The organism is Polaromonas sp. P1_H6 (assembly GCF_056405195.1).
Genome location: NZ_JBFUCN010000005.1, coordinates 97,362 through 119,410, shown reverse-complemented (window position 1 = coordinate 119,410; position 22,049 = coordinate 97,362). Strand labels below are relative to the sequence as shown.

The window sequence follows — 22,049 nt, the reverse complement described above, 5'->3', positions numbered from 1 at the left end:
GGCGTGAATGATGCTTCCATGGCCTCCACAGCGCCTGGCATTTCCGGTGCGGCTGCAAAGCTTGAGGCATCAATTATTTCCGTGGAGCACGTTTTCAAGTCGGTCACCGACTCCACCGGCACATTGGCCATTTTGCGCGATATTGACTTCGCGCTCGCCGCGCGCGAAACCGCCGCCATTGTCGGCGCCTCGGGTTCGGGCAAAAGCACCTTGCTGTCCATCATCGCTGGCCTGGACACCCCCACCGAGGGCACGGTCAAGCTGGCCGGGCAGGACTTGTTCGCCCTCAGCGAAGACGACCGCGCGACCCTGCGTGCCCAGAAGGTCGGTTTTGTGTTCCAGAGCTTCCAGCTCATGGGCAACCTGAGCGCGCTGGAGAATGTCATGCTGCCGCTGGAGCTGTCGGGCGTCCGGAACGCCCGCTCGCAGGCCACCGAGATGCTCAAGCGGGTCGGCCTGGGGGAGCGGCTGGGCCACTATCCCAAGGTGCTGTCGGGCGGCGAACAGCAGCGTGTGGCGCTGGCCCGTGCCTTTGTGGTGCAGCCGGCGGTGCTGCTGGCCGACGAGCCCACCGGCAGCCTGGATTTCGCCACCGGCGAGACCGTCATGTCGCTGATGTTCGAGCTCAACCGTGAACTCGGGACCACGCTGGTGCTGGTGACCCATGACCAGGGCATCGCCGCGCGCTGCGAGCGGCGCATCACCATAGACGCGGGCCGGGTCGTTTCGGCCTGAACTTGCCCGGGGCTTCAGCGCCCCGTGTGCAGTTTTTGCGCCGCGGCCAGGAACTTCGCCCTGTCGTCGGGTTTGTCGATCAGCTGCGCCAGGGCCTTGGCCAATGCGCCCAGGCTGGTGTGGCGCGCCGATTCCTTGCGCACCAGTGTCTTGGCCAGCGGGCCGATGTAAAGGCTCAGCATGCGTTCGAGCTGGGCCTGTAGTTCCGCGCTGAAATGCTGCAGGTTGATGGAAGTCGAGGTCGCCGACGGCGATGACGGGCCCGTGGGGCGGCTCATGTCCTGGGGCCGCAGGCCGGACACCGGCATGGAATGCAGGCGGCTGGGCGTACCTGTGGTGGCACCTATGGCGCTTGTGGCGCCGGTGCGTGGACCCGAGGCCCCATGCAGCCCCGAATGCACGGGCATGCTGGCATTGCGCGGTCGCGCAAAGGCCTCGCGCGCCGTCGCGTCGGGGATGGAGACGGCCAGCAGGTCGCGCAGGCCCTGGGCGCTCACCGTGCGCGGCACCGCCTTTTTGACCAGCACCCGGGCCAGCGGGCCGATCAGCTTGGCCAGCTCGGCCTCGATGTCGTGCACCATTTCCGGCGTGAGCGAGGCCAGCGCGGCGAACGAGGCCGTGTGCTCGAACTCCAGGTTGCGCGATGCCGCGGCTGCCGCCGGCGCGGCATTCGGGTCCAGCACCGCGTAGATCTCGTGCGAGCGCAGGTGCTTGTCCATGTGCGGGCCGAGGTAGTCGAAATGGCCGGCCGCGCTGTCGGTGATGCGCGAGATCACGTCGTAATAGGCCCGCGAGACCACCACCTGGTTGGGCCTGGCGAAGTCCATGATGCGCTGGGCCACGTTGATGCCGTCGCCCACCACGTTGACCCGGTTGTTGATGTCGAACACCATGCGGATGGGCCCCAGGTGCAGGCCCACACGCAGGGACAGCTTGCGGCCGTACTTCTGCGCCAGCAGGTCGCGCAGCAGCAGGGCCGACTGCAGCGCCTCCTCGGGGTCGCCGAGGAAACAGATCGCCGCGCCGTCGCCGGTGTCTATCATGATGCGCGACGACTCCTTCACGCCGCCTATGGCCTTGGTGATCAGTTCGTTGAACAGCGCCTTGACCACCACCTGCTGGTCCACCGAATAGGTGGAGTAGGACACCAGGTCCAGGAACATGATGGTGCCCAGCACGTTCTTGCGCAGGTTCTCGGCGCTGTTGAGCGGGATGGACTGTGTATTGGCGGCGTAGGCGAGCAGGGCGTTGTCGGGCGGCGCGGCGGTGGTCGTCCTGCTTTCGGCGGGTGCCGGCGCGGGTGCGGGTGGGGGAGGCGGGGCCGCAGGTGTGGGGGGCGCCAGTACGCTGGCCGCGCGCAGCGTCTGCGTCTTCACGAAGTCCGAACTCAGCAACGCCTGGCGCAGCGCAGCCACATCCTGCGGCCGCTGGTTTTCGTTGGGCGTCATCGCCCAGTCGATGGCGCGCAGCAGCGGCGCGCCGAAGACCACCGCGCTGGCGGTGTCGGCGGCCTTGGGCATGCTGTCCTCGCGCACGCGCGAAGCCGATTCCATGGGTTTGTGGCCGGTCGTCATCCAGTACATCACCGCGCCCAGCGAATAGACGTCCGTCCACGGCCCCTGGTGGCCTTTGCTGTGGTACTGCTCGAACGGCGCGAAGCCCGGGCTCACGATGTTGGTCATGTCCTGGTTGCCGGTGACGCGGCGCGCGGCGCCGAAGTCCAGCAGCACCGGCGTGCCGTCTGCGCGGATGTAGATGTTGTCCGGCTTGATGTCGCGGTGCAGGAAGTTCACCTTGTGCACGGCCTCCAGGCCGTCCATCAGCGGGTAGATGATCTTCAGCAGGCCCTGCTGGTCCAGCGCGGGTTGCTTGGCCAGCCAGCGCTTGAGCGGGTCGCCCGACTCGTACTCCATCACGATGTAGGCCGTGCCGTTTTCCTTGAAGTAGCGCAGCACCCGCACGATGTTGGGATGGCGAAACGACGCCAGCGCGCGCGCCTCGTCGAGGAAGCGCTCCAGGCCCCACTGGAACTGCCCCTTGTTTTCGCTGGACCGCACGCTGACCGACAGGTCGGCCGCGCGCACCGCCAGCTCGCCCGGAAAGTATTCCTTGATGGCCACCGGCAACTGCAGGTTGATGTCCTGGGCCAGGTAGGTGATGCCGAAGCCGCCGCCGCCCAGCATTTTGTCGATGCGGTATTCAAAGACCGTCTGCCCCGGCATCAGCGCGGCCGCGTCGCCGTCGCCAACGACAGCCGGCGCGGCGCCGTCGGGGCGCACGGGCTGGGTACGGGTCTTGTCTTCAGGGTCGGTCATGCGTGCGCGGTCGTCGTGGGGTCGTGAAGTTCGATGCGTCTCAGTCGCCGCGGTCTATCATCTGCATGGCTTTTTCCAGGCTGCGGCGCATGCGGTTGAAAGAGCTGCCCAGCACGGCCACCTCGTCCTTGCCGCCGTCCGCGAATTCGGGCACCTCGAAGTCGCCGGTGCTGACCTTGTCGGCCGCCTGCGACATGCGGCGTATCGGCCGCACGATGAGCCAGCTTAGCATCAGGTTGAGCACCACGAACACCACCACAAACACCGCCGCCAGCGAGGCCATGAAGGTCTTGAACGTGCGCTCGGCATTGCGGATGGGGATCTCCATGGGCACCGTCACCACCTGCGCGCCAATGATTTCATTGTGTTTCCAGCCGAAGCCGTTGGCTTCGCCGTAGATCTTGATCATGCTGGCCGGTGCGGCCGCCGGCACGCTGTGGCACTGCAGGCAGGCCGCGTTGGTAATCTGGATCGGCTTGGCAATGTAGAGCAGCCGGCCCGTGGCCGCCGCGCGCTCCGAAATGAGTTCTTTCGAATCGGCGTTCTGGCGGAACTGCTGGACGATGTCGGCTTCCCAGTCGGTGGCGCGATCGCGCGGGTTGGTCGGGTTCAGCGTCGCTTCCTTGTAGCCGTAGTCGCGGTACTTCTTCTGGATATTGCCCAGGGTTTCGGTGGCCGCATAGGCCGGCACGGTCTGCGGCAGGAAGACCTCTTCGAGCTGCTTGTCCAGGTGTGGCTTGATCTGCTCCACCGTGTAGGCGCGCACCGAGAGGGCGGTGTCCATCATGAGCCGCGCATTGCGCAGCACTTCCTCACGCGCGTTTTCCTGCAGCAACTGGCGCGACATGAACCCGGCGGCGCCGAAGCCGGCCAGGAACACCACGACCAGCACCAGGTTAAATTTAAGCCTCAATCCCATAACGACCCCACTTGTGTATGTTTTTGTCGCGAAGCGTCGTCAGCCTGCGCCGGCCAACAAATTGTTACTATTTTAGTCTTACCCAGCACGCATTGTGACCGCCGGTCGGTCCTGGCGCACCGGTAGTAATGCCAATGAGTGGTCAATGAGGGGTGAAGAGTCCGGGCCGCCCAGACTCCTGGCAGTGATAATCCCCGCATGTCATCCACCCCCAAAGTCCTTTTTGGCTTCCATGCCGTCGGCGTCCGCATCAAAACCTCCCCCAAGTCCGTCCTGGAGGTGTTTTTTGACGCCTCGCGCCGCGATGCCCGCATGCGCCAGTTCACCGACCGGGCCCGCGAGGCCGGCATACGGCTGATCGAATCCGACGGCCTGCGCCTGGCCAAAATGTGCGGCAGCCACGGCCACCAGGGCGTGGTGGCCCGGGTCGATGCGCTGGCCCAGGTCAAGTCACTCGACGAACTGCTCGAGCAGCTCGAAGAAGCCGGCACGGCCCAGCCGTTGCTGCTGGTGCTGGACGGCGTGACCGACCCGCACAACCTGGGCGCCTGCCTGCGTGTGGCCGACGGCGCCGGCGCCCATGCGGTGATCGCTCCCAAGGACCATGCGGCCGGTATCAACGCCACCGTCGCCAAGGTCGCCAGCGGCGCGGCCGAAACCATGCCTTATTTCATGGTCACCAACCTGGCCCGCACCCTGGGTGAGCTCAAGGAACGCAACATCTGGTGCATAGGCACCAGCGACGATGCTGAAAAAACCATTTACGACGTGGACTTGAAAGGCCCGGTCGCCCTGGTGCTGGGCGCCGAAGGCGAGGGCATGCGCCAGCTCACGCGCAAGACCTGCGACGAACTCGTCAGCATCCCCATGCGTGGGGCGGTGGAAAGCCTGAATGTGTCCGTGGCCAGCGGCGTGTGTCTGTACGAAGCCTTGCGCCAGCGGCGTCAGGCGTCCTGAAGCCGGGCGTTAACGGGCCCTAGACCAGCCCGTACCAGCCCAGCAGCGCGCCCGCGCCCAGCAGCCACAGCAAATGGATGCGGGTGCGCCAGACGATGACGGCCGAGGCGGCGGTCAGCAGCCATACCGGCCAGTCCTTCAGCGAACTGCCGTTGGCGGCGGCCAGGATCCAGCTGGTGGCGATCAGCAAGGCCACCACGATGGGGGCCATGCCCTGCTTGAAGGCGCGCACCGCCCGCAGTTCGCGATTGCGGTGGCCCCATTGCGCCGCCGTATAGGTCAGCGTGGTGCTTGGAATCAAAATGCCGAGCAGTGACAGGAACACGCCCAGCAGCCCGGTCAGCATGCCGCCGGCGTTCAGGCCCACGTTCCAACCCATCAAGGCGATGAACAGCACGTTAGGTCCCGGCGCTGACTGCGCGATGGCGATGGAGGCGTTGAACTGCGCGTCGGTCAGCCAGTGCTGCTTGTCGACCAGGAAACGGTGCATGTCGGGCGCGGTGCTGATGGCCCCGCCCACCGACAGCAGCGACAGCGAGAGGTAGTGCAGGAACAGGTCGAACCATTCCCGCGCGCCGAAAACCAGGTGCAGCGTTGGCAGTTGTTCGTTCATGGCTGGAGCCTGCGGTAGGCCAGCACGCAGGCCGTGAAGCCCAGGCTCAGCAGCACGTAAGCCAGCGGAATGCGCAGCAGTGCAATGGACACAAAACACAGCAGGCCCAGGCCCGCGCACAGCCGCAGGCCCAGCACGTTCTTCTTGAGCGCGCCAAAAAGCTTGAGGCCGGTCGCCCCGATCAGCCCGGCCGCCACCGCGGCCATGCCGCGCAGCGCGCCCGCCACGCCGGGATGGCCGGCGAACTGGGCATACAGCACCGCCAGCAGCAGTACCAGCACCAGCGGCAGCGTCAACATGCCGGCCAGCGCCACCATCGCGCCCTTGAGGCCGAAGTAGCGCCCGCCCACCATCAAGGAAAGGTTCACCACATTGGGGCCCGGCATGATTTGCGCCACCGCCCAGTCTTCGATGAACTCCTCACGCGTCATCCAGCGTTTTTTTTCGACCAGCTCACGCTGCACGACGGCGAGGACGCCGCCGAAACCCTGCAGGGCCAGCAGGGTGAATGAAACAAAGAGGTCGGTGAGGGATTTGGGTTGCGGGCGCTCTTCCGCGGGCAGGGGGCTCATGCGCCCATTATCGCCGCGCGCACCGCATGCCCCGGCCGGCCCGCGAGAAGCCGAGGTGCTTCATCCGCTATTAAAACAATAGCTCGCTCTTCGTTATTCACGAGGGCTAACGCTCAAAGCCTTGGAAACTTCCGGCCCTGTACGCCTAAAGCTTTAGCGCCCAGGTTTCGCCAACCAATTCATGACCAAAACCCTGATACGGCTCACTCTTGACCAGTTCAAAGCCGCGCCTGGCGTAAATCGCGCGCGCCGCCGTCAGGCAGCTGTTGGTCCAGAGCACCATTTTTTTGTAGCCCTTGGCGCGCGCGAACGCGATGCATTCGTCCGACAGGCGCCCGCCAAGACCCAGTCCGCGCGCCCCAGGCGTGAGGATCAGCATGCGCAACTGCGCCACCGTGGCCGACTTGCGCACCACGAACACCGCGCCCACGCGCTCGCCGTCCAGTTCGGCGATCCAGCATTTCTCGCAGTCGGGCCGGTGGTGCTTAAGGTACTTGCCCGCGATGTCGGCCACCAGCGCCTCGAACTCGCTGTTCCAGCCGTATTCGCGCGCGTAGATCTCGCCGTGCTGCTGCACCACCCAGCCCATGTCGCCCGGCTGCGGGTCGCGCAAGACGACGGTGCGCGTCGCCGCGGCCTCGTCGGGCCCGGCCAGCAGGCGCTGCACCGTGGTCATCGCGCCCACCACCTTGTGCTGGTCTTGCGGTGGCAGCGCCGCGAGCAGGGCGGCCGCCTCGTCGCGCGACTGCTGCTGCAGCGGTGCGAACGCCGAGTGACCGGCCTCCGTCAGCTTGAGCAGGCTCTGCCGCGCGTCGGCCGGCGAAGGCACGCGCGCCAGCCAGCCCTTGCCTTCAAAGCGCCGCAGGATACGGCTCAGGTAGCCGGCGTCCAGCGACAGGTCGCGCCTCAGCTCGGTGGCCGTCGGCTGGTCGCGGTGGGCAAGTTCGTAGAGCACCCGCACCTCCGTCAGCGAGAACTCGCTGCCCAGGTAAGGGTCGAGCACGCCGATGCGCTGGGTGTAGAAGCGGTTGAAACCGCGGATCGCCTTGATGTGGGCGGTGCTGGCGGCTGGCGCGGAAGGCGCCGGAATGAGGGGAGTGGGGAGGGTAGGGGAGTTTGACGAGGCCATGCGGCTATCGTCAAGCAATTAATTGACAAAGTCAAGTAATTGGGGTTTCTACCCTCCGACGGGGTAGCGCCAATCCGGCCTCAGATCACCCGCCGCGGCGCCGCCGTCGCCGCATCACCGCTGTTGGGCGCGCCGGTCGGTTCTATCAGCAGCAAGTGCGCTTCCTCTACCGCGCGCGGCCGGTGCCGCACGCCGCGCGGCACCACATGGAGCTGGCCGGGCTTGAGCATCACGGTGGGCCGGCCCTCGATATCGATGTGCAGCTCACCCTTGAGCACCAGGAAGAAGTCGTCGCTGTCGGGGTGCGAATGCCAGCTGTACTCACCCTGGACCTTGACCACCATCACGTCGTGGCCGTTGAACTCGCTCACGGTGCGCGGCTGCCAGTGGCCTTCAAAACTCGCGAGCTTGGCCTGCAGGTCTATGGCGTCTGTTTTCATGAAAATTCCTCTTGCGTGTATGAAAGAAGAGAGTCTGCTTGTCCGTGCCCGCCGCGTCTTGTACGATTGTTTCATGCACCATGCCCAGGAAACCACCGCCAAAGACTGGGCAAACTTTCGCCCGGGCGCCCTGGCCGGCGTGACGCAGATGAAGGCCCACTTCACCGAGCACAGCTTTGAGCGCCACAGCCACGAAACCTATTCCATAGGCGTCACCGCCTCCGGCGTGCAGACTTTTCATTGCGGCGGCACGCTGCACGCCAGCCTGCGCGGCGACGTCATCCTCTTCAACCCCGACGAGCCACACGACGGCCAGCGCGGCACGCAGGAGGGTTTCGGCTACAGCATGCTGTACGTGGCGCCCCAGGTGGTCGACGAATGCCGCGACAAGGAGGCAGGCGTCGACATGGCCGCCTACTTTCGCCAGCCCGTGGTGCGCGACGCGGCCATGGGCCGCGCGCTGGCGCAGGCCATAGGCGCGGCCGGGCAGGCCCAGGAGTCGCTGCGCGCCGAGGAGCTCACGCGTGATGTGCTGGTGCGGCTGCTGCAACGCTACGGTGAACGGCGCAGCGCGGGCGACGACACCAAGGCCGCCGGCGCCGCCCGCATGGCCCGCATCCGCGACTACCTGCGCAGCCACTACGGCGAGGACATCACCGTCGAAGCCCTCGCACGCGAGGCCGGCCTCTCGCGCGTGCACCTGACCCGCGCCTTCGCCCGGCAGTTCGGCGTGCCGCCGCATATCTATCTCAACGCCGTGCGCCTGGAACGCGCCCAGTCCGCCATGCTGGCCGGGCAGGGCCTGGCCGAGGTCGCAGCCGCCTGCGGCTTCGCCGACCAGAGCCATTTCAGCCGGCGCTTCAAGGGCAGTGTGGGTCTGGCGCCAGGGGCCTGGTTGCGGCAGATGAAGTCTGCAGGGGGACTTTCCGGTGACAGCGCATAAAGCGAGCAAAAGCGAAAATATCGGTACAGTCATCTACCCATGACGGCAAGAAAACGTCTCCTTATTGCATTTGCCGGCTGGATACTGCTCGGCCTGGCCGTCATCGCCTATAAGGGACCGCATGCAAGGGGAAGCGCGCTCTTCGTGGTGTGGTCCCTGTATGCGGTCTTCGCAGGAGTCTGGGTTGTCATGCCGCTGCTGAAAATAGTCGATGCCGCCATGCGCAAAGAAAAAGCACGCGAGTCAAGCCGTCCGGATCAAAGCTAGCGGCCAGGGCTGCCTGTCCTGATTCCCTGGTTCATTGTGAGGAGGCCGTTTGCGGCCTGCGACCCTAGAATCGCGGCAGGAATTGCTCCCATTCATCAGAAAACGGTTCGAGAGGAGTTTGCCGATGCGTTCAGTTCTCTTCACGGCTACAGCGGCCGTGTTGCTCACGGCCTGCGCGAGCCCGCCCTCGCCGGAATTCATGGAGAAGGCCGCCGGCGAGCGAGTCTATGGCGTGGTGGTCTCGCTGTCGGACGTCCCTGACAGCGATATCCTGGCCAGCAGCGCATGTATGCGGCGCGATATCGTGTGTGCCATGTCCTTGCAGGCCAGGGAGAACCAGTACGCGGCGCTCGCCGTCTCCGGCCGCAATGTGGTGGGCAAGGTGCTGGTTCCGAGCGGCATGGGGTTCAGTCCCGGAGACATTCTGCAAGCCGAGGTTTCGCGCGACCCGGCGCGTCCTTCCAGGTTCACGGCCATGGGCGTGAGGTCGCACCAGCGCGGCCCCAACTGCGATTGGGTGGACGGCAGTGTTTCCGCGGGCAAGGGTGGTGTCGCCTGTTTTGGCTGGTCTTATAAGAGTTTGCTTTAACCGGTGTCGGTAAGGCTCCGTGCAGTCTGCTGGGCAGTCAATCAACTTCAAGGTGGCTTTCCCGCTCATGTACGACGCCAACTTTTTCTCAGCCGCGCTGTTTCTGCTTTCAGCGCTTGGAATTACGGCTTATGCCCTGTATGCAAGGCGTCATTCGGGGGAAAGCCGCATCGACGTGGCAATGCGGCAGTTTCAGGAAAGTGCCGTTCACTCGAATGATCCGAGATTTGCATTTGAAGGCCGGAGCGCGGTAGTCGTCCGTCAAGACGAAGACCACAGCAACGGTGAGAACACGACTTACGCCCTGACTGTTTATGCCAGGAATCAATACGGCGAGTACTTTGTTTTCAGGTCGGATGGAAAGAAGCCTTCCGTCAATTACCTCGAGCATCGCCTGGCGCGGATCATCTTGAAGCATGAATACCTTGACCCCCTCAAGATCTAGTCCATTGTGGGGAGGCAACCCGCAGGCCGGCCGCCTAGAATCGTTGCGGGACCTGGTCCCGTCCATCCCCTCAACATCCCGCTACACGGATGACAATCATGGCAAGAGACATCATTCGAACCTTCGACGCTCCAAGCCCGCCACCGACCCACAGCCAGGCGGTGCGGGCCGCAGGCCTTGTGTTCGTCTCGGGCACGGGGCCGCACGATCCCGCCACCGGGAAGATTGCGGGCGAGACCATCCAGGAGCAGACCCGGCAGTGCCTGCACAACGTGTCGGCGATCCTCAAGGCGGCGGGATCTTCCCTCGACAAGGTCGTGAGCGCCACCGTCATCATCCTGGAAGAGGCCGACTTCGCGGGCATGAATGAAGAGTGGCTCAAGTGGTTTCCGGTGAACCCACCCGCGCGGCAGGGCGCGAAGCTGCCGGTTCGGGTGCCAGGGCTCAAAGTGTCCATCGCGGTGATTGCCGAGGCCTGAGCGCTTCGCTCAAAAAAGCGCTGATCCCGCCCTCATGATTGACGCCTTCGCCGTCCTCTGCTGCTTTATCGGCGGCCTGTTCCTGGTGGGGGCCTGGAAGGTCCTGGTTTCCAGGCACGAGCCGGAAATCCGGACGCGACCCGTGCGTTGGGTCGACATACTCCTGGAACTTCTGACAGATGGCGGCTGGATCGAGATGACCGCTGTCGACCGGTTCACCGCAGTCCTTGTGCTGTTTGCCATTGGCATGTTCTTTCTCTGGGGCGGGCTGTATATCGGGCTGGCCTGGGGCGATGTTGTCGTGGTGTGATGCCGAAACGCATCGGGGCGCGAAGCTGCCTGTTCTGGAACGTTTGGGCTGAAAGTGTCTATTGCGGCGATGGCCGATGCTGGATAAAACGATCACGTCAAACTTCAGGCCCTTGACCATGACAAACATCACCGTTGAATACCGCCACAACTACCCGCTTGATCCCGTGGACGTCGTGCGCGTCTTCGAGCAATCAGGCATCAAGCGTCCCACGGCCGACCTTCCGAGGATTGCCCGCATGTTCTCCGCGCCCAGTCTGCTGCTGTCAGCATGGGTGGGCAATGAGCTGGTGGGCCTGAGCCGCTCGCTGACCGACCATGCCTATTGCTGCTACCTGTCGGACCTCGCCGTGGACAAAAAATACCAGGGCGCCGGCATCGGCAAGGAACTGATCCGGCGCACACAAGCCATCATCGGGGACCAGGTGTCCCTGATCCTGCTCTCGGCGCCCGATGCCATGTCTTACTATCCCGCGCTGGGGTTTGAGCAGGCCGGCAATGCCTTCGTCATACGACGAAAGCAATAAGACTTTCCGGTCGCTCGCCTGGCCGCATCGCCGCACGCTGCGAATGCGGCGTTCTCCTACACAATGTTACGAACGGCTTGGCTATATTGAAGTGGCGAGCCCTGTGAGGGGCGCGCATCACTCCTCTGGATTTACCAGTTTTGAGGCCCGGGCCGCCCGGGGTTTTTTTTGCCCTGGTCTCTTGGGGGGCCCGTATTTGTACGCAGCAGCAAGCCTTATTTTCATGCCGTGAACCTGCGCGGAGTGCCGAAGCAGGAGATTGACCGCTATGACCCTCACTACCGTTCTTCCCGTGGATTCAGTCAGCATCGAACGGTTCCGCCTGCTGGTCGATTCCGTGGTCGATTACGGGATTTTCATGCTCGATCCGGGCGGCCACGTGGTGTCATGGAATACCGGCGCGACCCGCATCAAGGGTTACGTCGCCGATGAGGTGATGGGGCGGCATTTCTCCATGTTTTACACGGACGAAGCCCGGGCCACCGGATGGCCCCAGCAGGAACTCAAACTCGCCAAACAGAACGGCCGCTTCGAGGATGAAGGCTGGAGGGTCCGCAAGGATGGCTCGCGTTTCTGGGCCAATGTGGTCATCACCTCGCTGACCGATCCGGACGGAAGCCATGCGGGCTTCGCCAAGGTGACCCGCGACCTCACCGAAAGGCGCAGGCACGAGCAGGCCCTGCGGGAAAGCGAAGAACGGCTGCGCCTGATGGTGGAGGGCGTGCAGGACTATGCCATCTACATGCTCGATCCCGAGGGCATCATCCAGAGCTGGAACACGGGTGCGCAAATCCTCAAAGGCTACAGCGCGGCCGAGGCTATAGGCCGCCACTTCAGCCTGTTTTACCGGCCCGAGGAACTGGCGCTCGGCATGCCCGAGAACGAGCTGCGGGCAGCGCTTGAAAAAGGCCGGGCGGAAGAAGAGGGCTGGCGGGTCCGCAAGGACGGTTCCCGCTTCTGGGCCAATGTCGTCATCACCGTCATCCGGGACGCCGAAGGGCAGTTGCGCGGCTTCGCCAAGATCACCCGCGACATGTCCGAGCGCCGGCGGCTGGAGGAACTGGAGCGTTCCAGCCGGCGCATGAATGAGTTCCTGGCCATGCTCGCGCATGAACTGCGCAACCCGCTGGCGCCCATTCGTAACGCGGTCACCGTCCTGCAGCTCGAGCCCTCGCCGAGCCCGGTCGTCAAAAACAGCCGCGAGATGATAGACCGCCAGCTGACCCACATGACGCGGCTGGTCGATGACCTGCTGGACGTCGGGCGCCTGAGCACGGGCAAGATACGCCTCAAGAAGGAGACCCTCCTCTACAACCAGGTCCTGAGCCGGTCCGCGGAGGCCATGCGCCCCATCATGGACGCCAGGCACCACACTTTTTCGGCGGAGTTGCCGCAGGACGAGGTCTATGTGGACGCCGACGGCATCCGGCTGACCCAGGTGATCCAGAACCTCTTGACCAATGCGGCCAAATACACCCCAGCGGGAGGGCGTATCACGCTGCGATGCTGGGTGGAGGGCGCCCAGGTCTGGACCGAGGTGGCAGACAACGGGCTGGGCCTCACGAAAAGCGCGATCGCGCAGATTTTTGAGTTGTTCTCCCAGGGTGACATGCAGTCCGCCGCCAAGGAAAGCGGCCTGGGCATAGGCTTGACGCTGGCAAAGTCCCTGGTGGAAATGCACGGCGGCGTGCTCAGCGCCGAGAGCGAGGGCCCCGACAAGGGAAGCCGCTTCAGGTTTTCCATTCCCGGGAAAAGTGTGGACAAGGCTGCGGCGACCGATGCACCCGTGAAAAAATTCCTGGTCATTGACGACAACCGCGACGCGGCTGACAGCCTTGCGGAGATTCTCAGGCTGCTGGGACACTCGGCGAAGGTCGCCTACAACGGAGCGGATGCGCTGGAGATCGCAAAAAGCTATGAAGCGTCTGCCGCCCTGGTTGACATCGGCATGCCCGGCATGAATGGGTTTGAAGTCGCCGGCCGTTTGCGCGGCTTGCCGCACGGCGCCGGCATGCTGATCGCGGCCGTCACCGGCTACGGCAATGAAGACGAAAAGAACCGGACCCAGAGCGCCGGTTTCGACTGCCACCTGGTAAAGCCGGTGGATTTCCAGTCCCTGGAAGACCTGATCCAGCGCCTCGGCTGACTGCCGGGAGCCCGTCGCCTGCCTCGGGCTTAGTGGCGCAGGGGTGCGTCCGCCAGCAGCCTTCGCATGGCCAGGCTGTAGGCGACGTCTTCTTTCCATTGCTCGAATTCCGCGCTCGTCGGCATGGGGCCGCTGCCTTGCTGGTGCGCGGCCATCTTGGCGATCAGGCTGTTGTAGCGGCGCTCACGCGCGGAGCTGTCGGCATGCCCGGTGTTCTCGAGGGTAAGGGCTTCGGGAAGGGGCGAATGGGTGGTCAGAACGGCGGGCATGTGTTTCCTTGACGATTACCGAATACTGACAGGTCGGGCGCCGGCACGCCATGTCATTTTGCACACCTTCGCTGGGTAGTTTCCCGAGGGGGATACGCCAGGATGGGGAATGCGGAATATGTCACGGGCGCAGGGCCCTGGCCGGTATATCCCCCAAATAGGGGAGGGCCCGTGGCGTTGTTCGAACCCCGGGCATTCATCGTTTGCGGGTTGCCCGGCCTTGCACGCTCCCTTCCCGGTGGCAGTTCCCCAGCTCGTTTGGGATTAATCCGTCAAGATCCCTAGCCGGTTTTGAACGAAAAAACAGGAACTAATTTCGGTGAAAAGTTCCGTTTCCTTATGATCTTGTTGACGAGCCCTTGCTGTGCAGCATCATCTGGCATCGCTGATTTGTCGCGTTGCCGGACTCACATCACATCCCATGGGTACTTTTACCTCCCAGCCGGAACTTCCCGAAAAGGTAGCCGCCGCTTTTGTCGAGGCAACGGCTGCCCGATGGTCCTTCCCGCAAGTTGAGCTCTACGAAAAAGAGGCCCTGGTGATGCTGACGGTTGAAACGCCGTCGCCGGACGGGCAAGGCATTGATCCGGCGCTCAAACAATCCGTTGCGAAGGCACTCAACCAGCTGATACCCGCAGATCCCCAGCATCAGTTTGGACTCTGGATGGTGGTGTTCTGCTGCGAAGGCCATGTCTACGAGACGATTCATCCGAGTGAATTTAACGACTGAATGCGGGAAGGGCTGAGGAGTCCATTCGCAGGCTGCGCGCCTAGAATCGCCTGCATGATTCATCGATCGCAGAACCTGCATGCGCGCAGGCCGCCCAGCCTCAAAGTCGTTGCAGCGTGCTTTCTGGGTATCGGGCCCTTGCTGTGGATGCCCTGCCTCACGGCGCTCGAGGCATTTTCTTCCGGCGCGATCTCTTGGGGATGGCCGAGCGCAACCCAATTGGCCTCGGGCCTTGGGAACGCGATCTTTCTGGCCTTCTGGTGGTGGGTGATGGCGTTGGCGGGAGGTGTCTGGCTCGCCACCATCGGGTCGACCTTGCTTGCGGCCGTGGCCACCTGGAAAATACTCCATCTCGTCGGCCGTGACTACCCGCACTCCTATCGCTTGCCGGTGGCGCGTTTTGCGATCTGTTTCAGCACGGCGAGTTTAATATCGGCGCTCGCGTTTTTTCTGTGCACCCTAGGGACACCCATGCTTCACGGGCTTTCCCTGATTGGCTCTGTCGTCCTGGTCGGTGGGGTGCTTGGCTTGTTGCTTGGGCTTTGCTTTCGCAAGATGATTTCTGATGCCAACGCCTCGTCGCTTGAGGGGCCCAGGAACGGGATATCGCCATGACCGGGCTTGCGCGGCGTCGCCTCATTGCAGCAGCCGTAGCGATCAGCGCGTGCGCCACCGCACTGGCCACCAGCTCCGTTTCATTCGAAGCCGAGGGCTATCTTCTGGACATCGTCGTGGGTGGCGACAGCCGGCCGTCCATTGCCGGCCTCAGCATTGCCATGCCTGGGAGCACCCGTAGCGTGGAGATTCCTGTGCGCCACCTCAAGGTCGAGGCCTTTGACACTACGCAGAAGGTGTTGCTGCTCCGATTCACCAATCCTGGAGATCCGCATCTGCCAGGGGATTTTTTCCTCAGCGTCAGAAATGACGCCGGTATATTGCAGATTCAGGGGAAGCCGGTCGCGGGCCGTTTTTCCTGGGGACTGTAGGCGGTGATCGCCTCGTTGTTGAATGCAGAACATGGCAATAAACCCTCTTGATGTGGATGACGGGGCAATACACCCCGGCACGCGCACGTCGCTATTCCTGCCTTCGCCCTTGCTGGCGGATTGCGTGTGTGCGTATGTGGTGCGCGACACCCTGGACGCCCAACTGAGTCCCAAACAAAGCTTCAGCCATTTGCCGGTATCTCCGCTGGTCAGTATTGTCTGGTTGATTCGCGGTGGACGATCATCAATGCAGATCGGTGTTGACGACTGGCCCCCGTCGTCAAGGCGGGTTGTCTTGCGCGGCCCCCGCACGCAACCCAGCGTCTGGAAAAACCACGGCCCCGCTGTTGGATTTTCATTGACTATTTTTCCGGATGCCTTTCATGCACTGACACATTTGAATGTGGCCGGTTTGCTGGATCAGGCCAGGAATTTACAAACCGTGCTCGGCAAGGACTGGCAGCAGATGGCGATTGCCGTCCTGAACGCCGGTGATGACCTGGAACGCATTCAAATCATTGAAGCATTTTTAACGCCTCGCTGGATGCCCGTGCGTTCCCCGCAGCCGGCGGCAACGCCACCGGACGGCCTGTCCTTGTTCAACGACTGGGTTGATGCGGTGGCGCTGCGTGCCTCCGCTTCAACCCTGGGGCAAAGCACGCGCCAGCGAGAGCGGCTCATTAAAGGGCAATTGGGACTTCCCATGCGTGCGATCCGTGGGCTGGTACGCATGGAGTCGACATTGGCGCGGGGACACGGCTCCAACGCGTTTGGAGGCCGGTCTTTGGTGGATGTCGCCCTTGCCATGGGGTTCTCCGACCAGGCGCACTTGAGCCGGGAAGTGAAACGCTACTCGGGACTGAATCCAACGGATCTGCAACGCGCCATTGAAACCCAGGAATCCTATTGGCCTTACCGCTTGAGGCAGGCACTGAAGCTGCGGTGATCGCTCCGGACCCCGCCCGCAGGTGTGTATCTGTGCCCGAAATTCCTGTTGCACCCAGCTCCACTGGATTCACCGGAAATGTCGTTTTGATTCAAGACTGCATCCCCGTACCCCCGTAACATTCGAGGCTTTTGTTTGCCCCGCGAATAAAGGTGTTCGGTCATGCCTCCTTCTGCGGCTGTGTTGGGTGGGGCAGCAGCGTTGGCTCCCGATAGGTTTGAAAAATTGGAATTGCATTGCAGCTACTCACTGAACAGACCGTAACCATTGCCAGATCGGCCGAGGCCACGTATCAATACGCGACAAATCTTGAGCATTTTGCCGAGTGGTTTCCGGGTGTTTTATTCATAGAGTCAGCCAACACGCTTGAGCACGCCCAGCGCGGCAAGGAATATCTGGAAACAGTCACCCTCCCTCTCAGAGGCAAGAGAAAAATCAAAATCAGCGTTCAAGAGGCCCAATCCAACAAGGTGTTGATTACAGAGGGCGAGTTCTCGCCTTTGATGCCCAGAATGGAAATGCTATTTCAGGCAAGGGGCGCTGATTCCTGTCGCGTTACATGGCGCATGCTCAGTCGCAACGACAACTTGCTATTCAAAGCCACGCTCCTGCCTTTGTTCAAGAGCGTCATGACCAAGAGGGCGGTGATCGGTGTGAATCGGTTGCAGCAAAAACTCGAAAACCTGGCGACTGAACCCGCTCGCTGAAACATGGCGAGGCCTTGCGCCATGGAGGCCCGCCCACGCTTCGCTGCGATTTTTTTTCCCGATGAATTTTATTTTTTATCTTGACCCCACCATGCGCTTGCAAACCAGACCCCAATTTCTCGGCATGAGCCTGGCTCTGCTGTTCGCCACCTCCCCGGGCCACGCCCAGGGCGTTTACAAGTGGGTGGATGCCGAGGGCAAGACCCACTACGGCGCACAGCCGCCTGCCACCGAAAAGAGCGTCGAACCACTGAAGTTGCACAGCAACAGCAGTTTTGGCGGCGACAACAACGGCAAGGTGCGCGCCACCGAGTACAACGCCGACGGCACAAAAAAGGTTCCCAAAGACGTGCAGGACTTTGCCAAGGGCATGGAAAAGGCCCTGGGAACCAAAGACAGCAAAGAGGTGCCGCTGGACTGCAGCAGCGCGGTCAGGAATGCGCAGGACCAGGCGGATACGGCGCTGGAAGTGAGTGCCAAGAACCTGAAAACCGGCTACATCACCCAGGCCGACTACGACAACAACGCCGCCAGGCTTCGTCGCGCCAAGGCTGAGACCAATCTGGGCAGTTGCCAGTCCGCCACGGGCAGGGACCGCGCCTTCTACCAATGCATGTCCAACGGCAACAACCACTTCACGGCGTGCATCAAGTAGGCAAGCGCTGCGCGACTTTGATGGGCCTGATCGACCGCCCCAGACCCGGCGCGCAGTTCCCGGCCCCACCAGCCTCCATAAAACGCAGGCAACTCCAGATGCCCTGTTTCACAGCAAGATGAACGCCAGCAGTACCCCATGTCCGAAGTAAGAACGATTGCCACCCTCTGTTTTGAAGACGACGCTACCAGCCAGCGCTGGCTGGAGGCTTTAAAGCCTGCTTCCGGTGATGCCTGGGATGCCGCCAGCCAGGCCCTTGGGGCGCTGGGTTTGCGTTGCGTGCAAGCGAATGCAGGTGAACAGATTCGCGTCGAGCGCCTGGAACGCTTTGGCAGGCGCCTGGAATTGCGGTTCATGGAGCTGGGCCTGGACAGCCAGACGCTGCTGGGCGAGCTGATTGAATTGGGCGCCACACACCTGCGCGCCAGCATCGACGACAGCCGAACGGGCAGCGTCACCAAGCTGGTTCGGATCGGCAAGGCCAAGGCGAAAGAGGCGGAGTTTGTGGCCGCCGTGGCCGAGTTCGATGACGACTTTGCCCTCATCACGGCCCTGGAAAAAGGCAAGTCGGCGGAGATCAAACGACTTCTGGCCAAAGGCATCAGCCCGAACCAGGAGGTGCGGCCCGGTGTGTACCCCATCCATGTGGCGGTCCTGAAGGACAAGAAGCCCATCGTCAAGCTGTTGATCGCAGCAGGCGCGGATGTGAACGTCCAGACGCCTGACAAGCGAATCAAAGAGGATGGGTTCAGAACGCCCCTGCACCTCGCCATCAACAACGAATCGCCTGACGTCATCGAGATGCTGATCAAGGCCGGGGCGGATCTGACACTCCGAAACGCTGCCGGGCAAACACCGCTTTACTATGCGATCGTTTATCGATGTCAAGGCGCCTGCAAACTGCTGATGGAGCATGGCGCAGATCCTTCCACGCTGGACGCCAACGGCGTGCCGGCTTTGCTCGACCTCAGAACGCACAGCGAAGAAGAAATTCCAGCGTTCCTCGCTTTTGCGGATTCGATGGGACTGGATCTCAATGTCAAGCTGGCGAATGGAGAGAATCTTTACTGGAGGCTCGGATACATCAAGGGCGCCGTGGATTACCTGAAGGCGCGGGGTATGGTTTCCTCCCCACCCTCCGACGCTTATACGGGCGATCTGCCGCGCGACCTTTACAAGGCGATTCGCGGGCATGACCTGGCCAAGATCAAGGCACTGATAAAAGCGGGATTTGATCTGGATACGCCAGTTGCACCCTATGATTTTTCCAGGCCTGCACCGCCAATACTTTGCGCGGCAAGCGATGGGCATACCGACGTGGTTGAACTGCTGCTGGATGCTGGTTGCAATGTCAACGCGACTGGCACCGACAAGGTAACGCTCCTGCACAAGGCGGCAAAGAACGGAAACGTTGAACTCGTCAGCATGCTGCTCAAGCGCGGCGCCAACCCCAACGCCATTGAGCTCCATGAATCTGCGTTGAGCCAAAAAAGCGATGACCCCATGCTGAAGGCATTGGATGAAGGCCATATCGCCGCGGCGGAAATTCTCATGCCCCATTGGACGCCCACCCGAGCGCGCCTGGAGTTGGCGAAGACGCTGCTTGAATATCACATCAAGCGCAGCAACAAAGGGGTGGATGCGGTGAACATGCTGGAGACGATTGAAGCGCGACTTGCTGAACCTTTGTGATCATCTGAATTCGGGTTCGGATTATTTCGCTCAAGCTTCAAGGATAAAAGTATGTCCCTTAATGAAACGCAGCTATCAATACTGTTTGTTGATCGCGCGACACGTGAACAGATACAGGCGCAGTTTGAGTTGCTGGCGCAGCGCGCAAGCACTGGAGTTCTTTGGGCTGCTCAAAATCAAAGCACTGGCGTTTGAACAGTTATTTTCGGGCAACGGTTTGTGGGTGCGCTGGCACGACAAGGAGGATGTGCCCGCAAACATCTCGGAGGTGCCGATCGCTTTGCGTGCGATGGGATTGGTCTTTCATGGCTCCGAATACGGGCTGAAAGATGCTGGATTGTCAGACGATTTAGTTCAGCGGCTGTGTCGGCCCTGAAGGAGACTCACATGCCTGAATCATTCACCCTAGAAATCAAGAGCAACAGCGCCGAGAAGCCTCGCTCAATGCGCGACTATTCTTCTCCTATAACCTGTTAAGGAACACAAATCATGTTGAAAGTTATCGCCGCGATGCTGGTGCTATTGGCAAACTCGGCGTTCGCCCTCGAAGTGAATGAAGGCTCCCTCAAAGGTAGTTGGAAAATTGTCTCGTACAACGGCAACCCCTCCGATGACGTAGACGACCGATGGGAATTCAGCGGCAATCACATGACGCAGGTGACGTATTCAGCGAACGGAAAAATTCGTTCCATGAGTCCGTCCGTTTTCTACATTACCGACGGTCATTTGCTGGAAATTGATTCTGGTATTGTGAATATCAGCCAGCTCGATAAGCAGGTCATGAAGGCCACCGTGATTGGTATCGAATTCGTCTTTCGCAAAGTCAGTGATGAGGTCTATGTCAAACCGCATGCAAAAGAAAAAATAGTCTCGGAAGAGACCGCCGCCATGGCATCCGCAATGGCGAAGGCACTGTTCGAAAATGGCGAAGAGAACGCCAAAGAATTGAGTTGCCCCAAAGCGGTCAAAGACACTTGGCGTTTCCTGGACCAATCCATGCTTCAGGGCGAAGTCAACTTTAATGACGGATACATCACCAGGCAAGAGCTTGCCGACGCCAACAAAAAATTCAACGCCCTCCGGGACACCATTGACGTGAAGTCATGTGACAGCTCCCAAGGCAATGCAAAGAACTTTTATCTTTGCCTGAGCAATCCGAAAAACATCATTTTGTATTGCGCGAATAAATACACATTCAATGTGAGTCAGCCCAAATAATTGAAGTCAATCAGGCTTATCAATGTCTGAATCATTCTCTTTAAAAATCACGGCCAAAAAAGTAAGCCCTGAAGCCCTGCGGGCACTTTCGCGCTTTGCTGCGGCGGTGAACAGCAAGGACGGCAGTGCCTTGCTGGCATTGGTATCGGAATCTTCGCTCGCCAAGTCGGCGCTGACGACCGACAAGTTGCCACCCGATATTTTCCTGCCGCACGCCCCGTACACCAGTTATCAGTTCAATGTGGTGGATGCCTTGCATGAGGCAACCCTGGCCACGGAGTTGGAGGTCGTGCTCGATGGCGCCGAAAAACTGCGCGTGGAGCTGGACGGAACAGACCGTGATGCCGATGGCTTTTGCGTATTCTTCTTGGTATGGCTGGCTTCGGTTGGTGTGACCGCGTTTGATGCGACGGCTAAGTCATTTCACGGCTGGTCCGCGAAGTGGACGCAGGATGATGCCAAGCTGACGCTGGTGAAGCACAAGCTCCCGGGCGACGAAGACTCTGCAGAGGTTTATGCAAAGCGCAATGCCGCCGCCGAGAAATCGTCTTGCGGTTTTCTCATCAAGCAGTTCAAGTACACGTTGGGGGGCGACTTCAATCGCTTGGTGTCATCGCTGCAGGACGATGGCGTGATGATGCATTCGTTTTCGCACATCATTGACAAGCTTGCTGCATTAAAGCGGGTGAAGACCGATACCCAGTATTCGGATCATCGCTTTGATCTCGAGATGTTGAGCAAGACGTTGTTGTCGCCAGACGAAGTGGAAAGCCCGCATCTGGGGCGAATCAACGGGTTCGAGATCATTTCCATCAATGAACAACTGGGTTCCTGGAATTTTGACTACGCCGCTGCGCTGGCCCACGTTGAGCAAGCCATCACGCAGCCTTTGTATCGTGAAGTTTTGGGTGAGTCAGGTACCGATGAACAATACGCGTGCCTGCATTGGGCGGCGGGAAATATTTCTGCCGTGCTGACACTGCATCCGAACCGGTTTTCATTTCGTCTACAGCGCTTCCCCGATCTGGCAAAGCTCCCCATCGCGCGAATCTACGCCCTGTACAAGGACGGGATAAGCCCCAGTGCATTCCATTGGAAGCAACTGCAAGCTCTGGCGCAAGAGCAAGCCGCGCAAGGCGACGCGGATGCTTTGCATATCCTGGCTTTGCTGTGCTTGCATAACGTCAATGGCTTGGAGCGCGACGCGAATAAAGCAGAGAAATTGTTTATCCAGGCCGCAGAGCGCGGCAGTACGGAGGCCATGTGGCTGCTGGGCACCACTTACACGCACTTTGATCGAGTCAAAAAACAATGGCCCAAAGATCTGGAGAAAGCCAGGCACTACATACAAATGGGGGCCGACCTGGGATCCAGCCGCTGCAAAGACTATTTGCCCTGGATTCTCAAGTATCTGTAGTGATGCACTCGAAGTGATGGGGCCAGAGCGGCTCCATCAGCCAC

The 22,049-nt window shown here is 61.3% G+C and carries 27 protein-coding genes; 20 read left to right on the top strand and 7 right to left on the bottom strand.

The window, feature by feature from the left end:
- Positions 1-18: 18 nt before the first annotated feature.
- On the top strand, positions 19-735 hold the full coding sequence (locus AC1D1F_RS06730) for an ABC transporter ATP-binding protein (protein WP_477675327.1): 717 nt from the start codon (positions 19-21) through the stop codon (positions 733-735).
- Positions 736-749: 14 nt separating this feature from the next.
- On the opposite strand, the gene AC1D1F_RS06725 is transcribed toward AC1D1F_RS06730, so the two are convergent.
- Positions 750-3,050: a protein kinase domain-containing protein gene (locus AC1D1F_RS06725; protein ID WP_477675307.1), complete on the bottom strand. Its 2,301-nt coding sequence runs from the start codon at positions 3,048-3,050 to the stop codon at positions 750-752.
- A 40-nt stretch (positions 3,051-3,090) separates the two neighbouring features.
- Positions 3,091-3,969, bottom strand: a complete 879-nt coding sequence (locus AC1D1F_RS06720) for a c-type heme family protein (protein ID WP_477675306.1) — start codon at positions 3,967-3,969, stop codon at positions 3,091-3,093.
- A 198-nt stretch (positions 3,970-4,167) separates the two neighbouring features.
- Here AC1D1F_RS06720 and rlmB point away from each other — a divergent pair, with 198 nt between their 5' ends.
- Positions 4,168-4,926: a 23S rRNA (guanosine(2251)-2'-O)-methyltransferase RlmB gene (gene rlmB / locus AC1D1F_RS06715; protein ID WP_477675305.1), complete on the top strand. Its 759-nt coding sequence runs from the start codon at positions 4,168-4,170 to the stop codon at positions 4,924-4,926.
- 19 nt (positions 4,927-4,945) lie between these two features.
- Here the strand turns inward: rlmB and AC1D1F_RS06710 are convergent, their stop codons facing one another.
- From AC1D1F_RS06710 to AC1D1F_RS06695, 4 genes are all read right to left on the bottom strand, one after another.
- Complete coding sequence (locus AC1D1F_RS06710; RefSeq protein ID WP_477652069.1) at positions 4,946-5,539, bottom strand: chromate transporter; 594 nt, start codon at positions 5,537-5,539, stop codon at positions 4,946-4,948.
- Positions 5,536-6,111: a chromate transporter gene (locus tag AC1D1F_RS06705; protein WP_477696646.1), complete on the bottom strand. Its 576-nt coding sequence runs from the start codon at positions 6,109-6,111 to the stop codon at positions 5,536-5,538. The genes AC1D1F_RS06710 and AC1D1F_RS06705 overlap by 4 nt, the downstream gene beginning before the upstream one ends.
- Before the next feature lie 145 nt (positions 6,112-6,256).
- The gene (locus AC1D1F_RS06700; protein WP_477696647.1) at positions 6,257-7,240 is read right to left on the bottom strand and encodes a bifunctional helix-turn-helix transcriptional regulator/GNAT family N-acetyltransferase; all 984 of its coding nucleotides are present in this window, start codon (positions 7,238-7,240) and stop codon (positions 6,257-6,259) included.
- 80 nt (positions 7,241-7,320) lie between these two features.
- Positions 7,321-7,680, bottom strand: coding sequence for a cupin domain-containing protein (locus AC1D1F_RS06695; RefSeq protein WP_477700681.1), 360 nt, complete (start codon positions 7,678-7,680; stop codon positions 7,321-7,323).
- 73 nt (positions 7,681-7,753) lie between these two features.
- Between AC1D1F_RS06695 and AC1D1F_RS06690 the strand changes: the two genes are divergently transcribed.
- The 8 genes from AC1D1F_RS06690 to AC1D1F_RS06655 all read left to right on the top strand — a co-directional run bounded on the left by AC1D1F_RS06690 (position 7,754) and on the right by AC1D1F_RS06655 (position 13,385).
- Positions 7,754-8,623: an AraC family transcriptional regulator gene (locus AC1D1F_RS06690; protein ID WP_477678306.1), complete on the top strand. Its 870-nt coding sequence runs from the start codon at positions 7,754-7,756 to the stop codon at positions 8,621-8,623.
- A 39-nt stretch (positions 8,624-8,662) separates the two neighbouring features.
- Positions 8,663-8,890, top strand: a complete 228-nt coding sequence (locus AC1D1F_RS06685; RefSeq protein ID WP_477678307.1) for a hypothetical protein — start codon at positions 8,663-8,665, stop codon at positions 8,888-8,890.
- A gap of 124 nt (positions 8,891-9,014) precedes the next feature.
- Positions 9,015-9,479 (top strand): hypothetical protein, encoded by a 465-nt coding sequence (locus AC1D1F_RS06680; RefSeq protein WP_477678308.1) that lies wholly within the window; start codon positions 9,015-9,017, stop codon positions 9,477-9,479.
- 67 nt (positions 9,480-9,546) lie between these two features.
- Positions 9,547-9,924 (top strand): hypothetical protein, encoded by a 378-nt coding sequence (locus AC1D1F_RS06675; protein WP_477678309.1) that lies wholly within the window; start codon positions 9,547-9,549, stop codon positions 9,922-9,924.
- Positions 9,925-10,022: 98 nt separating this feature from the next.
- Positions 10,023-10,403 carry a RidA family protein gene (locus AC1D1F_RS06670; RefSeq protein WP_477678310.1) on the top strand — a complete coding sequence of 127 codons (381 nt, stop codon included), beginning with the start codon at positions 10,023-10,025 and terminating at the stop codon, positions 10,401-10,403.
- A 34-nt stretch (positions 10,404-10,437) separates the two neighbouring features.
- Positions 10,438-10,713, top strand: a complete 276-nt coding sequence (locus AC1D1F_RS06665) for a hypothetical protein (RefSeq protein WP_477678311.1) — start codon at positions 10,438-10,440, stop codon at positions 10,711-10,713.
- Between the two features lie 118 nt (positions 10,714-10,831).
- A complete protein-coding gene (locus AC1D1F_RS06660; protein WP_477678312.1) occupies positions 10,832-11,239 on the top strand; it encodes a GNAT family N-acetyltransferase in 408 nt (135 codons plus the stop codon).
- A gap of 268 nt (positions 11,240-11,507) precedes the next feature.
- Positions 11,508-13,385, top strand: coding sequence for a PAS domain-containing hybrid sensor histidine kinase/response regulator (locus AC1D1F_RS06655; RefSeq protein WP_477697510.1), 1,878 nt, complete (start codon positions 11,508-11,510; stop codon positions 13,383-13,385).
- Between the two features lie 29 nt (positions 13,386-13,414).
- On the opposite strand, the gene AC1D1F_RS06650 is transcribed toward AC1D1F_RS06655, so the two are convergent.
- Positions 13,415-13,654 carry a hypothetical protein gene (locus tag AC1D1F_RS06650; RefSeq protein ID WP_477697509.1) on the bottom strand — a complete coding sequence of 80 codons (240 nt, stop codon included), beginning with the start codon at positions 13,652-13,654 and terminating at the stop codon, positions 13,415-13,417.
- Positions 13,655-14,075: 421 nt separating this feature from the next.
- Between AC1D1F_RS06650 and AC1D1F_RS06645 the strand changes: the two genes are divergently transcribed.
- The 10 genes from AC1D1F_RS06645 to AC1D1F_RS06600 all read left to right on the top strand — a co-directional run bounded on the left by AC1D1F_RS06645 (position 14,076) and on the right by AC1D1F_RS06600 (position 22,005).
- Positions 14,076-14,384, top strand: a complete 309-nt coding sequence (locus tag AC1D1F_RS06645; protein WP_477679220.1) for a hypothetical protein — start codon at positions 14,076-14,078, stop codon at positions 14,382-14,384.
- 54 nt (positions 14,385-14,438) lie between these two features.
- A complete protein-coding gene (locus tag AC1D1F_RS06640; protein WP_477700680.1) occupies positions 14,439-14,999 on the top strand; it encodes a hypothetical protein in 561 nt (186 codons plus the stop codon).
- Complete coding sequence (locus AC1D1F_RS06635) at positions 14,996-15,370, top strand: hypothetical protein (protein WP_477679150.1); 375 nt, start codon at positions 14,996-14,998, stop codon at positions 15,368-15,370. The genes AC1D1F_RS06640 and AC1D1F_RS06635 overlap by 4 nt, the downstream gene beginning before the upstream one ends.
- Positions 15,371-15,401: 31 nt before the next feature.
- Positions 15,402-16,316 (top strand): helix-turn-helix domain-containing protein, encoded by a 915-nt coding sequence (locus AC1D1F_RS06630; protein WP_477697507.1) that lies wholly within the window; start codon positions 15,402-15,404, stop codon positions 16,314-16,316.
- Positions 16,317-16,552: 236 nt separating this feature from the next.
- Positions 16,553-17,023 (top strand): SRPBCC family protein, encoded by a 471-nt coding sequence (locus AC1D1F_RS06625; protein WP_477697506.1) that lies wholly within the window; start codon positions 16,553-16,555, stop codon positions 17,021-17,023.
- A gap of 124 nt (positions 17,024-17,147) precedes the next feature.
- A complete protein-coding gene (locus tag AC1D1F_RS06620) occupies positions 17,148-17,678 on the top strand; it encodes a DUF4124 domain-containing protein (protein ID WP_477700679.1) in 531 nt (176 codons plus the stop codon).
- A 138-nt stretch (positions 17,679-17,816) separates the two neighbouring features.
- Positions 17,817-19,370: an ankyrin repeat domain-containing protein gene (locus tag AC1D1F_RS06615; protein WP_477700678.1), complete on the top strand. Its 1,554-nt coding sequence runs from the start codon at positions 17,817-17,819 to the stop codon at positions 19,368-19,370.
- Entirely contained in the window at positions 19,342-19,746 is a 405-nt protein-coding gene (locus AC1D1F_RS06610) for a hypothetical protein (protein WP_477700686.1), read from the top strand. Before AC1D1F_RS06615 ends, AC1D1F_RS06610 begins: the two co-directional genes overlap by 29 nt.
- A gap of 113 nt (positions 19,747-19,859) precedes the next feature.
- Positions 19,860-20,588 (top strand): hypothetical protein, encoded by a 729-nt coding sequence (locus AC1D1F_RS06605; RefSeq protein WP_477700677.1) that lies wholly within the window; start codon positions 19,860-19,862, stop codon positions 20,586-20,588.
- A 22-nt stretch (positions 20,589-20,610) separates the two neighbouring features.
- On the top strand, positions 20,611-22,005 hold the full coding sequence (locus tag AC1D1F_RS06600; RefSeq protein ID WP_477678544.1) for a tetratricopeptide repeat protein: 1,395 nt from the start codon (positions 20,611-20,613) through the stop codon (positions 22,003-22,005).
- Positions 22,006-22,049: the final 44 nt, after the last annotated feature.

Bases quoted from the DNA above. Each gene is read 5' to 3' on its own strand.
- AC1D1F_RS06730 (WP_477675327.1), top strand. From the start codon at position 19: ATGGCCTCCACAGCGCCTGGCATTTCCGGTGCGGCTGCAAAGCTTGAG.
- AC1D1F_RS06725 (WP_477675307.1), bottom strand. From the start codon at position 3,050: ATGACCGACCCTGAAGACAAGACCCGTACCCAGCCCGTGCGCCCCGAC.
- AC1D1F_RS06720 (WP_477675306.1), bottom strand. From the start codon at position 3,969: ATGGGATTGAGGCTTAAATTTAACCTGGTGCTGGTCGTGGTGTTCCTG.
- rlmB (WP_477675305.1), top strand. From the start codon at position 4,168: ATGTCATCCACCCCCAAAGTCCTTTTTGGCTTCCATGCCGTCGGCGTC.
- AC1D1F_RS06710 (WP_477652069.1), bottom strand. From the start codon at position 5,539: ATGAACGAACAACTGCCAACGCTGCACCTGGTTTTCGGCGCGCGGGAA.
- AC1D1F_RS06705 (WP_477696646.1), bottom strand. From the start codon at position 6,111: ATGAGCCCCCTGCCCGCGGAAGAGCGCCCGCAACCCAAATCCCTCACC.
- AC1D1F_RS06700 (WP_477696647.1), bottom strand. From the start codon at position 7,240: ATGGCCTCGTCAAACTCCCCTACCCTCCCCACTCCCCTCATTCCGGCG.
- AC1D1F_RS06695 (WP_477700681.1), bottom strand. From the start codon at position 7,680: ATGAAAACAGACGCCATAGACCTGCAGGCCAAGCTCGCGAGTTTTGAA.
- AC1D1F_RS06690 (WP_477678306.1), top strand. From the start codon at position 7,754: ATGCACCATGCCCAGGAAACCACCGCCAAAGACTGGGCAAACTTTCGC.
- AC1D1F_RS06685 (WP_477678307.1), top strand. From the start codon at position 8,663: ATGACGGCAAGAAAACGTCTCCTTATTGCATTTGCCGGCTGGATACTG.
- AC1D1F_RS06680 (WP_477678308.1), top strand. From the start codon at position 9,015: ATGCGTTCAGTTCTCTTCACGGCTACAGCGGCCGTGTTGCTCACGGCC.
- AC1D1F_RS06675 (WP_477678309.1), top strand. From the start codon at position 9,547: ATGTACGACGCCAACTTTTTCTCAGCCGCGCTGTTTCTGCTTTCAGCG.
- AC1D1F_RS06670 (WP_477678310.1), top strand. From the start codon at position 10,023: ATGGCAAGAGACATCATTCGAACCTTCGACGCTCCAAGCCCGCCACCG.
- AC1D1F_RS06665 (WP_477678311.1), top strand. From the start codon at position 10,438: ATGATTGACGCCTTCGCCGTCCTCTGCTGCTTTATCGGCGGCCTGTTC.
- AC1D1F_RS06660 (WP_477678312.1), top strand. From the start codon at position 10,832: ATGACAAACATCACCGTTGAATACCGCCACAACTACCCGCTTGATCCC.
- AC1D1F_RS06655 (WP_477697510.1), top strand. From the start codon at position 11,508: ATGACCCTCACTACCGTTCTTCCCGTGGATTCAGTCAGCATCGAACGG.
- AC1D1F_RS06650 (WP_477697509.1), bottom strand. From the start codon at position 13,654: ATGCCCGCCGTTCTGACCACCCATTCGCCCCTTCCCGAAGCCCTTACC.
- AC1D1F_RS06645 (WP_477679220.1), top strand. From the start codon at position 14,076: ATGGGTACTTTTACCTCCCAGCCGGAACTTCCCGAAAAGGTAGCCGCC.
- AC1D1F_RS06640 (WP_477700680.1), top strand. From the start codon at position 14,439: ATGATTCATCGATCGCAGAACCTGCATGCGCGCAGGCCGCCCAGCCTC.
- AC1D1F_RS06635 (WP_477679150.1), top strand. From the start codon at position 14,996: ATGACCGGGCTTGCGCGGCGTCGCCTCATTGCAGCAGCCGTAGCGATC.
- AC1D1F_RS06630 (WP_477697507.1), top strand. From the start codon at position 15,402: ATGGCAATAAACCCTCTTGATGTGGATGACGGGGCAATACACCCCGGC.
- AC1D1F_RS06620 (WP_477700679.1), top strand. From the start codon at position 17,148: ATGAGCCTGGCTCTGCTGTTCGCCACCTCCCCGGGCCACGCCCAGGGC.
- AC1D1F_RS06615 (WP_477700678.1), top strand. From the start codon at position 17,817: ATGTCCGAAGTAAGAACGATTGCCACCCTCTGTTTTGAAGACGACGCT.
- AC1D1F_RS06605 (WP_477700677.1), top strand. From the start codon at position 19,860: ATGTTGAAAGTTATCGCCGCGATGCTGGTGCTATTGGCAAACTCGGCG.
- AC1D1F_RS06600 (WP_477678544.1), top strand. From the start codon at position 20,611: ATGTCTGAATCATTCTCTTTAAAAATCACGGCCAAAAAAGTAAGCCCT.